The sequence below is a fragment of the Treponema peruense genome, from assembly GCF_016117655.1.
Classification (GTDB): Bacteria; Spirochaetota; Spirochaetia; order Treponematales; family Treponemataceae; genus Treponema_D; species Treponema_D peruense.
The window spans coordinates 2,005,049-2,017,323 of sequence record NZ_CP064936.1 but is presented as its reverse complement, the minus strand read 5'-3'; the positions used below and the strand labels follow the sequence as shown (position 1 = coordinate 2,017,323).

The window sequence follows — 12,275 nt, the reverse complement described above, 5'->3', positions numbered from 1 at the left end:
ATGAAGGGCAGCCATTTTTTTAGTTTTTTTCTGTATTAATTTACTGTTTCCAGAACGTATTCCCTTGTTCCGAGTCCAATTTTCTGGGCGTGGATGAGGGTTTCGTCCCAGACAGAATCTCTTGTTGAATCTTTCCAGAGGTCTCCGGTCATTTTTATTCCCTTTGCGCTGTGGTCTGTTATGCGCGTGTTCTGGAAGCGTGCGGCTTTCTGGCACATGTCGCTGCAGGCCTGGTCAAGTGCAACCGGGTCAAAACTTGCCGCCATTCCGATGTTTGGAATAAGGGGCGCATCGTTAAAGGCGTGGCAGTCGCACCACGGGCTTACGTCAAGAATCATGTTTATATGAAAACAGGGGCGGCCGTCACAAACAGCCATTGTGTATTCGGCCATCTTGCGGTCAAGGTCTTCATTTGCACTGGAATTGGGATTGTATATCGCGTCAAAGTTGCATGCACCTATACATCTTCCGCAGCCTTTGCACAAATCCTGGTTGATGAATGCTTTTTTTGAGTCAAACGAAATTGCGTCTGAACCGCATTCTTTTGCACACATTTTGCAACCGCGGCATGCATCCTGGTTTACTACAGGTTTGCCCGAATTGTGCTGGTCCATTTTTCCGGCACGGCTTCCGCATCCCATTCCTATGTTTTTGCATGTACCTCCGAACCCGGTTGCTTCGTGTCCCTTAAAGTGTGAAAGGCTTATGAAAACATCGGCGTCCATTATTGCGCGGCCTATGTGGGCTGTTTTGCAGTATTCACCGTTGCGTACAGGAACATCGACTTCATCTGTTCCCTTAAGACCGTCACCTATGATTACGGGACAGCCTGTTGTTATCTGAAGAAATCCGTGGCGTGCGGCAATGTCCAGATGGTCAACCGCGTTTTTGCGGCAGCCAGGGTAGAGTGTATTGCAGTCGGTTAAAAAAGGTTTTCCGCCAAGTTCTTTTACAAGATCTGCTACGGCGCGTGCATATTCCGGCCTTAAAAAAGAAAGGTTTCCGTCTTCTCCAAAGTGCATTTTTATTGCAGTAAGTTTGTTTTCAAAATCAATGTTTGCAATTCCGGCTTTGCGGCATAGTTTCTTGAGTTTTTCTGTAAGTCCGCCGTCTTTTGTAGTTCTGAAGTCAGTAAAAAAAACTTTAGAAGGTTCCATGATGTACATCCTTAAAATTGAACGTATTTCAAGAACGGTGGTATCTCCAGCGTCCTTGAAATACATTCTATTAAAAAAGCCCTGAATTTTCAATAAAACAGATCAGCCAGTCCGACAGATTTTACATTGTATTCTTTGCTTTTTGCAAAACTTTCTTATTAACATGACGCTTTCGCGCACCAATTGAACTTAATCGCAAGTTGAAACTTGCTCAATCGTTCAATTTTAAGGAATAATGATGAATTAAGGGAAAATAGCGGAAATTAGAGGAAAATTTCCCTTGATTAAAAAGAAAATTGCTTCTGCACGCGCGGGGATTATACTCTTTTTATTTGCAATTTTTTGATATTAACGCTTGCATTGCAAAATACTGTATGCTATAATAAATTGTTATTTGCATTATGGGAAATGAGGGTTTACAATCAAATTATGCGCTTAAAAAAGAGAGTTGCGCTGCTTATAGACTATGTAGAAACTGAATATTCGCAGCGGCTGGTGAGAGGAGCTTCAGATTATCTCAGCAAACATAATGCCGAACTTGTTGTTTTTCCGGCAGGCACCATTAACGCTGTAAACTTTTCATACAATTACCAGTATCTTGCCGTTGCGTCGCATGTTACCCCGCAGAATGTAGACGGAATTATTTTCATGACGGGTTCCCATCTTAACAATGTTACCCCCGAATACATGCATTCTTATTTGAAGTCTTTTGCGCCTGTTCCTGTTGTGAGTATAGGATATAAATTTGACGATATTCCTTCTGTAGTTTCTTCCTGTGCCGGAAGCATGTATGATCTTGTTTCGCATATAATCACCACACACGGTCGCAGAAAAATTGCACTTATGGGAGTAGAAGGCAACTCTCAGGAAGTAAGCGACAGAAAATCTGCTTTTCTTAACACTTTAAAACAGTTCAGGGTAGAATTTGATCCTTCCCGTGAAATTTACGGTGGTTTTACTTACGACACGGCCCGTTCCGCACTGCGCTCCTATCTTAGTAAAAAAGGGCAGTTCGATTTTGACGCAATTGTGGCTCTTAATGACGAGATGGCCTTTGCGTGCCTGGACATTTTTAAGGAAAACGGAATTTCTGTTCCCGAAGACATTGTGGTTACCGGCTTTGATGATGAAATCCGCTCTTCTTACGTGACGCCGACACTTTCTACGGTAAACCAGAATGTTGAACAGCAGGCCTATTCCGCCGCGGAAATTCTTCTTAATATTATTGAAGGAAAAGATACGGTTCTTTCTGTAAGGGTTCCGTCAGAAGCGGTTTTCAGACAGTCCTGCGGCTGTGTTCCTCCGGGAGCACATGACTGTGAAGGAATTGATGTACGCGGAAAAACTGTTGTGGCCAATTCTGAGCTTAAGGTTTTTGACATTTCGCAGTGGTATGACAACAGAAACCAGTTTGTTCAGGTTATCCAGCTTTTTTCTGACATTCAGGTAGATATTTCTATTGATGTACTCCGTTCGCGCATTAAATCTGATCTTTCGGGGTTTGGAATAAAGTCTGCAGCCGTGTGTCTTTTTTCGAGGCCGGTAGAAACTGACCGCTTTGAGTATTTTCCTCTCCCGCCGGGTGCAAATGTATTCTGCGCCTTTGACAAAGACAACTGTTTTTCGCTTACCGGTGATTCCATTACATTTGACCCGCGCAAAACTATGGTTCCAGAAGGAATTTTTGCTTCTCTCGACGGAATGTATGTCTGTTCGCTTTACAGGGCAAGGGTTTTGTACGGCTACATAATTTACAGACCCGGTTCTTACGATATTACGGTTTACAGCATGGTTTGCAAACTGCTTTCTTCCAGCATTGCAAGTGCGGTTTCTGTAAGTGCTGCAAGGCAGCGGCAGTCAAAACTCCAGAAGGAATACGATGCGGCCTGTGCTGTTTCTGTTACTGACGACATGACTGGTCTTTTGAACAGGCGTGGCTTTATGTCTCTGGGAACAAAGGCTCTGGAAAATGCATTTCTTTCGGGAACGAGCGGTCTGGTGCTTTTTGGAGACATGGACGGTCTTAAAAAGATAAATGACACTTACGGACATTCGGCCGGAGACCGTGCAATAAAGGCAGAAGCGCGCATTCTTAAGGAAGCATTCCGTTCGTCAGATATTTTGGGCCGTCTTGGCGGTGACGAATTTGCCATTATTGCTTCGGGACTGGGTGAAGAGCGCTTTCAGGAAATAAAGACAACTCTTGACAGCAAATGTGAAGAATACAACTGCACTTCGGGAGAGCCATACGTTCTTTCATTGAGCATGGGTTATTCTGTATTCCACCCGATGATGCGCGAATATGATATAAAAATTCTTCTGGAACTTGCAGACGAAGCGCTGTACGAAGAAAAAAAACACAAAAAATCCCTCTGCCGGTAATTCGTTAACTGAACATTTCTTTAAATTATCTTGACAAGTGTATGACATTTTGACATAATTTGTCATAAAGAAAATGTGAATACGGCAGCCTGCGGGTTGTCATGTGAGTTTCACTTTGCCTGAACAGTGCAGTCTGAAACCCGCGTTTATTCCCATATTTTATTTTGAGGTGAATGTTATGGCCAAGAAGTATGCTTTCTTATTTCCGGGACAGGGTGCACAGGCTCCCGGCATGATAAAGGATGTTGCAGACGCTTTTCCTGCAGCAAAAAAAGTTGTAGACGATGTTTCTGCAATTATCAATCTTGATATGGCAAAGCTTTTGTGGGAATCAGATGCCGCAGAATTGAGCCGTTCTGACAACAGCCAGATTGCAATTACAACGGCATCCATAGCTTTGATGGCAGTCCTTAAGGAAAAGGGAATCGAACCTTCTGCTGCCATGGGATTCAGCCTTGGTGAATTTCCTGCCCTTTATGCTGCAGGAGTTCTTTCTTTTGAAGATGTAATCAGTGTAGTACGCCGCCGCGGTCTTATTATGCAGGCAGTCTGTGAAGAAATTGCCGCAGAAAATGAAGGCCATGTTCCCGGAATGAGCGCAATAATCGGCCTTTCCCCTGACAAAGTAAAGGAAATTGCAGCTGGAATAAAGGATGCCTATGCTGCAAACATGAATTCTGTAAAGCAGACAGTTATAAGCGGAACATTTGATGCACTTGCCGCAGCCGAAAAAGCCGCTACAGAAGCCGGTGCACGCCGCGCAATCCGCCTTAAGGTTGCAGGTCCTTTCCACAGCCCGCTTATGCAGAAGGCAGCAGTTGAGTTTGAAAAGGCCATTGCAGATGTTAAGTTTGCAGACCCGAAAATAAAGCTTTTCTCAAACGTTACAGGAAAAGAAGTTCTTAAGGGAGACGAGGCAAAGTCTTCTGCTGTTCTTCACCTTACACACCCGGTTCTCTGGACCGACGAAGAAAAGGTTTTGGGCAGCCTTATTACCGCTGACTCTGCAAATGAGTGGACAGTTCTTGAGCCGGGACCGGGAAAGGTTCTGTCAGGTCTCTGGCGCGATACTGAATTCGGTGAAAAATATGTCTGTGCCCCGGTAAATACGGTCGACTCCGTTAATGCCGCTGCACTTTGATTTTATTCTTTTTTTTCTATTGGGGGAAATATGTTGCTTGAGAATAAAAAAGCGTTGGTTACCGGTTCTTCACGCGGAATCGGAAGAAAAATAGCTGAGGCTTTTCTTTCAGAAGGTGCCGAAGTCTGGGGAATGTGTACACATGAGTCTGCCGGTAAAGCCGAACTTGAAAAACTTGCTGCAGACCACGGAACAAAATTCCATGAGTTCTATGCAGATGCAGGAAACGCAGAACAGCTTACTGCCGCAGTAAAGGGCGCACTTTCTGAAGCCGGCGGATTTGATGTTCTTGTAAATAACGCAGGAATTACACGCGATACACTTAGCTTCCGCATGAAGAAAGAAGACTGGGATTCTGTTCTTGCCGTTAACCTTACCTCGGCTTTCCTTGTATGCCAGATTGTAAGCAACGACATGATTCACAAAAAGACAGGCTCTATCATCAACATGGCTTCCATTGTCGGAATCCACGGCGGTGCAGGACAGGTAAACTATTCTGCAAGCAAGGGCGGTCTTATTGCATATTCAAAGTCTCTGGCAAAAGAAGTCGGTTCAAGAGGAGTGCGCGTAAACTGTATTGCACCGGGCTTTATTGACACAGACATGACAAAGGCCGTAAAAGAAGATATCCGCAAGAGCTGGGTAGAAGGAATTCCTCTCAAGCGTGCGGGAACTGCAGAAGATGTTGCAAACGCAGCACTTTTCCTTGCAAGCGGAATGAGCACTTACATTACAGGACAGGTAATCGGAGTTGACGGCGGCATGGGCTGCTGAGTTATAGATTTTTATAATAATTTTTTGGAGATATTTATGCGTAGAGTAGTAGTTACAGGAATGGGATGCGTTTCTCCGGTAGGAAACAGCGCAGACGAAACATGGGAAGCAATCAAGGCCGGAAAGAGCGGAATAGGACTTATTACACGCTATGACGCAACACCGTTCAAGGTAAAATATGCTGCAGAAGTAAAGGATTTTGATGCTTCAAAGTATATGGATCCGAAGGCCGCAAGAAAGATGGCTATGTTCTCAAAGCTTGCAGTTGCCGCAGCAAAAATGGCCCTTGACGATTCAAATCTTACAGACAACAAAGAAGTTCTTAACGATACAAGCATTTTCCTTGGAGTAGGAATCGGCGGTTTTGAAGTAACAGAAAGCAGCCTCAAGAGTTACTTTGAGTCAAACTTTACACGCATTCCCCCAATGACAATTCCTGAACTTATTCCGAACGAAGCTGCTGCAAACATAAGTATGACTTTCGGAATTCACGGTGCTACACATACAATTGCTACAGCATGTGCTTCGGGAACAGACGCTATCGGTGATGCACTTGATTCTATCCGCTGCGGAAGAAACGATGTTGTTCTTGCAGGCGGTGCAGAAAGTACACAGAACGGTTTCTCAAACCTTGGATTCGCTGTTCTTCAGGCACTGAGTTCAAAATGGGCAGACGATCCTACAAAATCAAGCCGCCCGTTCGACAAGCAGCGCGACGGTTTTGTTATGGGTGAAGGCTCTACAATTCTTGTTCTTGAAGAGTATGAGCATGCAAAGGCCCGCGGTGCAAAGATTTATGCAGAAGTTGCAGGTTACGGTGCTTCAAGCGACGGTTACCATCTTACAGCACCCAACCCCGACGGACTTATCGGTGCAAAGGCAATGACAGCCGCAATGAAAGATGCAGGAGTCAAGCCCGAAGATGTAACATATTACAACGCACACGGAACAAGTACACATCTTAACGACTCGGGCGAAACAAAGATGCTTCACATTGCATTCGGCGATGCTGCAAAGAAACTGCACATTTCTTCTACAAAGAGCATGACAGGACACTGTCTCGGAAACGCAGGTTCACTTGAAGCATTCGTTTGCGTAAAGTCTATTCAGGAAGGATTCATTCCGCCTACAATCAACCTTGACGAGCCTGATGTAGAAGGCGGATGTGACCTTGACTACACACCCAACAAGGGAATTGATATGGACGTTAACGTTGCAATGAGCGGTAACTTTGGCTTCGGCGGCCACAACGGAATTCTTGTTTTCAAGAAGATCTGAGTCTGGCGGGGAGTCTGAATAAAAATGGCAGCATTTACTGATATTGAAACACTTTTGCCGCACAGAAAGCCGTTCCTTTTTGTTGACACAATTGAAAGCTACGACGACAATGGATGTGTCTGTACAAGAAAATTTACTGACGAAGACTTTTTCTTTAAGGGACATTTTCCGGAATATCCTGTTGTTCCCGGCGTTATTCTTATAGAAACAATGGCCCAGGGCGGCGGAGCAGCATTAAGCCTTCAGAAAAAGTTCGAAGAAGGAAGCCTTTTCTTTCTTGCAACTGTAGACAAGGTTAAGTTTCGCCACCAGGTTCGTCCCGGTGATACTGTACGCATGGAAGTTACCAATCTCAGGGCAACACCGCACATGGTAAAGCAGGCCGGAAAAGCTTATGTAGGAGAGACTCTCTGCGCAGAAGCCGAATGGATGTGCCTTGTAGGAAGCGCTGATTCAGCCAAATAATCAGAGAACTTAAACATCGTGAGTAAAAAAGAATTGGTCTTTCTTGAAGACTCTTTGTTTATTCGCGGGTTTTAGAAAAGCATTGGTTGTATTCTTAAAAATACAGCCGATGCTTTTTTTTGTGTACCTTGACCTAATTCATTTTAAAGTACATAATTTATTGTTATGAAAAAGGAACACAGAAAGGAAGAGCGTTTTTATGAATTTGGCCGTGTAGAGGCCGGGCAGATTTCTGTTCTTCCAGGTGTGCTTGATGATATAAGCGAAACCGGCTGCAAGGTTCATTTTACCAATCCGGTTGACGTTGACATGGAAAATGACTATACGCTTCTTATAAGGCTTGCACGTGGCAACTGCGGAAGGGGACTCAATCTTCTGGGACACCCGTGCTGGGTCAAATCTGACGGCAGCAAAACAGACATAGGCTTTAGTTTTCTGCGCTCGCCCGATACCCCGGAACTTATAAACTGCATAAACTGTTTCAAGTCTGACTCTGGCTCTGATGAAACAATAGCCGGGATGTTTGAATCGTCAGGTTCAGGTTTTGTTTATGCTCTCTGACCTTAAGGAAAAACAATGGGTGTTACTATAGAAAAAATTCCCGGCGCGGCTCTTCTTCCTTACACAGATATGAAGGAAATGATGCTTTCGGAACTTACGCGGCGTCTTGGTGTAACTTTGGACGGGCGCAATGACTACGGGGATCTTGTTTATTTAAAGAATTATGATTCAGACAAAATTCCGTACTGGTGCCGCACTGCTATGCTTGAACCGTCACTTGTACATTTTGACTCAATTGGTGAAGCAGCAAATGTTCTGCGCGGAATGCAGCGTTCGTGGGCTCCTTATACATTTACGTGTTTCAGGCGTGCGGCTCTTATTCAGGATAAGCTTCCCCGCGTGAACCTTAAGGCCAGAAATTTTCCTTTTGAAATACCTCGCGCTCCAATAGGCCTTTACACGCTTATTGACGACAAAACGATGATTGTTTCTGCAAAAACTTCAAGCTGTCTTCCTGCAGGTTCTCTTCTGTTTAACGAAGACCATGAAAATCCGCCGAGCAGAGCTTACCTTAAAATTCAGGAAGCGCTTTGTATGGCAAACCACTTCTTTGGTGCCGAGCTTCCCGGTCCCGGACAGAAGTGTTTTGAAGCCGGTGCCTGTCCCGGTGGCTGGACGTGGGTTCTTGTCAATGCCGGCTCTTCGGTTTTTGCAGTTGACAGAAGCGAACTTGCTCCGTCACTTATGAAAAATCCGTTGGTTACGTTCAGGGCGCACGATGCCTTTACATATACCCCTAAAGAACTTGGTGAATTTGACTGGGTTTTAAGCGACGTTATCTGCTACCCGGAACGTCTTTTGGAATGGATTCACGTGTGGCTGGACAGCGGCAAAACAAAGCAGATGATCTGTACGATAAAGATGCAGGGCGAAATTGACTGGAACCTTGTGGCTGAATTCGAAAAAATTCCGTTCAGCAAAATCGTTCACCTTAATTACAACAAACACGAACTTACGTTTATTCATGTTGAACCAAAAATTGAATTCAGCATGGTGAAATAATGCGCAGATTTTTTGAAAACTGACGGCTATTTGTCTTCTATGTCGCCCAGTCTGTAAGGTGTTGCCTGGTAAACGTAATAGTTGAGCCAGTTTGAATAGAAAAGGTGGGCTGTACTTCTCCAGCGTGAGAAAACGGCTTTCTGCGGATTGTTGTCGGTAAAATAATTGTAAGGAAGGGCTGCTGCAAGTCCTTTTTCTATGTCGCGTTTGTATTCCTGCGCAAGGGTGTCTGTGTCGTATTCAAGGTGGCCGGTCATAAAAATTGAACGGTTGTCTGCTGATTTTGCGATTGTGACTCCGGTAACAGAAGAATTTGCCAGAAGCTTTAATTTTTTGTTGTTAAGTACGTCTTCGGGAAGAATTCTTGTGTATCTCGAAGTCGGAACAGGGAAAAAGTCATCGAATCCGCGTAGAAGAGGCTCTGTTGAATCAAGAAGCTTTGAGTAGTAAATGCCCGAAAACTTGTCCCTTACCACGTGCTTGTTTATTCCGTACAGGTGGTAAAGACCTGCCATTGCTCCCCAGCAGATGTAAAGCGTGCAGAATACGTTCTTTTTTGCATAGTCCATGATTTTGCACAGTTCGTTCCAGTAGTCAACCTGCTCAAAAGGAATCTGCTCAACAGGTGCTCCTGTTATTATCATTCCGTCGAATTTCTGCGAGAGAATGTCTTCTGAATTTATATAGAATTTTTCAAGATGGGCGCTGCTTGTATTTTTTGAAACATGTCCTTTCATCTGAACAAGCGAAATGTCTATCTGCAGCGGCGTGTTTGACAGAAGCCTCAGAAGCTGGGTTTCGGTAACTTCTTTTGTTGGCATTAAGTTTACAATTGCTATTTTAAGGGGGCGTATGTCCTGTGAGGCAGCGCGTTCCTGCGTCATTACGAAGATGTTTTCGTTTTCCAGAGTGGATCTTGCTGGAAGGTCGGAGTCTATTTTTATAGGCACAGTGTTCCCCTTAAAAGTTTTGTATAGGAAGGCTCTAAAAATTGAAATTTTCAGAGACATTTTTTAAATGCGATGTTCTAAGTCGCGATATTATAGCAAATATAGCAAAAAAAAACGGATATTTGCTATACTTGCAGAATATGGAAATAAGAATAGACCGCCGGGCCGCGGTAAAAAAACTTCGTACTCTGGTTCTTACTCCAAAGCATGAAGTGGGCCAGTTTCGCTCAAAATTAGAAAAGAAATTTACCTGCGACTTTGTTCCAAACGGAGCAGAACTTTCCGAAAGTATGATAGGCGGTGTTAAGTGCGATATTCTTGTTCCCCGTGCATTTTCTGCAAACAGAGTGTTGCTTTATGTTCACGGCGGTTCATTTTCCGGCGGTTCGCGTGAAAGCTGCAGGAGTTTCTGCGCAGGACTTGCAGACAGTGTTTCTGCCAGGGCTGTTGTACCCGAGTTCAGGCTGCCACCGACACATCCGTTTCCTGCGGGAACAGAGGATGTAAGCGCTGTTTTCAATGCACTTGCAGATGAAAACTCCGGTACAGAAATTTTAATTGCGGCAGACGGCAGCGGGGCTTCTGTTGCGCTTGCATCCGTGCTTGGTCTGGACAGCGCCGCACGTTCGCGGATAAAAGGAATAATTCTTTTTTCACCGTGGCTGGATATTTCTGACAGCTATGACTTCGGTTCAAAAAAGGCGCGCGATGAAGTTATCGCAAGAGAGGATATTCTTCATGCTGCAGATTTGTACACATACGCATCGAATGTAATGAACCCGCGTGTTTCCCCACTCAAGGCAGACAAAGCCATGCTCGAAGGTTTTCCCGAAGTGTACATTCAGTGCGGTGAAAAGGAAATTCTTCTTTCACAGTCGCGTGACTTCTGCAGCCTTCTTATGGACAACGGAATAAACTGCGTGCTTGACGTATGGCCCGGTATGATGCATCTTTTTCAGATGGCAGACGAATATCTTATGGAATCGCATCTTGCCGTAGAAAGAATAGGCCGCTATGTAAACAGACGCCCCGAGGATGACGACGGTGGTGAAAGAGCTGTTGTTCTTAAAAAAAACAATATTGATGTAACAGAGTGAGGAATATATGGAGCTGCTTTCTCCTGCCGGAAATATCGATAAACTCAGATACTGCTATGCTTACGGTGCAGACGCGGCCTACATCGGCTTAAAAAACTTTTCGCTTCGTGTAAAGGCCGACAATTTTTACGAGGACGAATACAGTAAGGTTATTCAGCTTAAAAATGAATTTCCCGGACGCAGACTTCACTGTGCTCTGAATATTTCTTTCCATAACAACGAAATAGACCGCTTTATAAAAGATATTCCTTATTTTAAACAGTATCCAATAGACGCGTTTATTGTTCAGGATCTTGGAATCGTTCCCATTCTGCAAAAGCATTTCCCCAACGCACAGCTGCATCTTTCTACACAGGCCAGCTGCATGAACCGCGAAGCCGTAAAGATGTACAAATCGCTGGGATTTTCGCGCGTAGTCATGGGACGTGAAGCTTCTCTTTCTGAAATTGCAGAGATAAAAGATGCTGTTCCGGATATGGAAATTGAATGTTTTGTTCACGGTGCAATGTGTATTGCCTATGCCGGCCGCTGTCTTATGAGTGCCTATCTTAACGGACGCAGTGCCCAGGAAGGTTTTTGTTCGCATACATGCCGCTGGGACTATGATGTAATGGTAAAACCTTCCGAACTTGCACAGAGCGGTGCACTTTATCTTCGCGAACACAAGAGGCCTGACGAATATTTTCCTGTTTACGAAGGCGAAAATTTTACTGCAGTTCTGTCTTCAAAAGATTTGTGCATGATTGACCATCTGTCAGACCTTAAAAAAGCCGGTGTTGACAGTCTTAAGATTGAAGGCCGCATGAAAAGCGTTTATTACGTTGCCCTTATTACGCGCGCATACAGAAAGGCACTGGATGCCCTTGAAGGAAAAATTACGCAGAAAGAAGCAGAACCTTTTGTTTCTGAACTGTACAAGGTAAGCCACAGACCTTTCGGAACAGGCTTTTACTACGGAAGGTCAGATGCAGATGTTACGGTAAGCGGTGCAACAGACAGTCCCTACCAGCTTTGTGCTGAACTTGGAAAGCCTCTTTGTAAGGAAGAAGAAAATGCTGTCCTTAAAAAAGGAAAATTCCTGAGGGACTCAAGAAAAACCGCATACGATGCTATGTGTCAGGAAGCGCGGGCTGCCTTTGACAAACGCACGGCCGCGAATCCCGACAAATACCTTGAAGGAATTGAAGAGCGCGAAGGGTGGAAAATGTACCCGCTCAAGGCACTCAATATGATTCAAAAAGATTCAGAACTTGAAGTTGTTTCCCCTGACTGCGTGGCAAAAAAGCTCTGTTCAAAGGACTTTCTGCTGGTCAATCCCGAAAACGGTGAAACATACAACTGGGTTTGCGACGGTCACCCGTGCGTAATTTATACTGCAGAAGAAATTGCAAGTGCATCTCTTGTAAGAATAAAGGATGAAGGTTATGTTGAAGGCCGCTTCAGGGATAACGGCCGCTGATTGACTTTG

11 protein-coding genes are annotated in these 12,275 nt (G+C 44.5%); 9 read left to right on the top strand and 2 right to left on the bottom strand.

The features are described from left to right. Window positions 1-35: 35 nt before the first annotated feature. Window positions 36-1,157 (bottom strand): DUF362 domain-containing protein, encoded by a 1,122-nt coding sequence (locus IWA51_RS09230; protein ID WP_198443691.1) that lies wholly within the window; start codon window positions 1,155-1,157, stop codon window positions 36-38. Between the two features lie 429 nt (window positions 1,158-1,586). Between IWA51_RS09230 and IWA51_RS09225 the strand changes: the two genes are divergently transcribed. From IWA51_RS09225 to IWA51_RS09195, 7 genes are all read left to right on the top strand, one after another. After that, window positions 1,587-3,539: a GGDEF domain-containing protein gene (locus IWA51_RS09225; protein ID WP_198442190.1), complete on the top strand. Its 1,953-nt coding sequence runs from the start codon at window positions 1,587-1,589 to the stop codon at window positions 3,537-3,539. 178 nt (window positions 3,540-3,717) lie between these two features. Further along, entirely contained in the window at window positions 3,718-4,680 is a 963-nt protein-coding gene (locus tag IWA51_RS09220; RefSeq protein ID WP_198442189.1) for an ACP S-malonyltransferase, read from the top strand. 30 nt (window positions 4,681-4,710) lie between these two features. Beyond that, window positions 4,711-5,454, top strand: a complete 744-nt coding sequence (gene fabG, locus IWA51_RS09215; protein WP_198442188.1) for a 3-oxoacyl-[acyl-carrier-protein] reductase — start codon at window positions 4,711-4,713, stop codon at window positions 5,452-5,454. A gap of 36 nt (window positions 5,455-5,490) precedes the next feature. Further along, window positions 5,491-6,732 carry a beta-ketoacyl-ACP synthase II gene (gene fabF, locus IWA51_RS09210; protein ID WP_177527633.1) on the top strand — a complete coding sequence of 414 codons (1,242 nt, stop codon included), beginning with the start codon at window positions 5,491-5,493 and terminating at the stop codon, window positions 6,730-6,732. A 24-nt stretch (window positions 6,733-6,756) separates the two neighbouring features. Continuing rightward, window positions 6,757-7,197, top strand: coding sequence for a 3-hydroxyacyl-ACP dehydratase FabZ (gene fabZ / locus IWA51_RS09205; RefSeq protein WP_198442187.1), 441 nt, complete (start codon window positions 6,757-6,759; stop codon window positions 7,195-7,197). Between the two features lie 165 nt (window positions 7,198-7,362). Continuing rightward, window positions 7,363-7,758 (top strand): PilZ domain-containing protein, encoded by a 396-nt coding sequence (locus IWA51_RS09200; protein ID WP_198442186.1) that lies wholly within the window; start codon window positions 7,363-7,365, stop codon window positions 7,756-7,758. Window positions 7,759-7,773: 15 nt separating this feature from the next. Next, window positions 7,774-8,760: an SAM-dependent methyltransferase gene (locus IWA51_RS09195; RefSeq protein WP_198442185.1), complete on the top strand. Its 987-nt coding sequence runs from the start codon at window positions 7,774-7,776 to the stop codon at window positions 8,758-8,760. Window positions 8,761-8,786: 26 nt separating this feature from the next. Here IWA51_RS09195 and IWA51_RS09190 read toward each other — a convergent pair whose 3' ends face one another. Then, complete coding sequence (locus tag IWA51_RS09190; protein ID WP_177527629.1) at window positions 8,787-9,710, bottom strand: homoserine O-succinyltransferase; 924 nt, start codon at window positions 9,708-9,710, stop codon at window positions 8,787-8,789. A gap of 140 nt (window positions 9,711-9,850) precedes the next feature. Here IWA51_RS09190 and IWA51_RS09185 point away from each other — a divergent pair, with 140 nt between their 5' ends. Then, complete coding sequence (locus IWA51_RS09185; protein WP_198442184.1) at window positions 9,851-10,807, top strand: alpha/beta hydrolase fold domain-containing protein; 957 nt, start codon at window positions 9,851-9,853, stop codon at window positions 10,805-10,807. A gap of 7 nt (window positions 10,808-10,814) precedes the next feature. Then, the gene (locus tag IWA51_RS09180; protein ID WP_198442183.1) at window positions 10,815-12,266 is read left to right on the top strand and encodes a peptidase U32 family protein; all 1,452 of its coding nucleotides are present in this window, start codon (window positions 10,815-10,817) and stop codon (window positions 12,264-12,266) included. Window positions 12,267-12,275 lie beyond the last annotated feature (9 nt).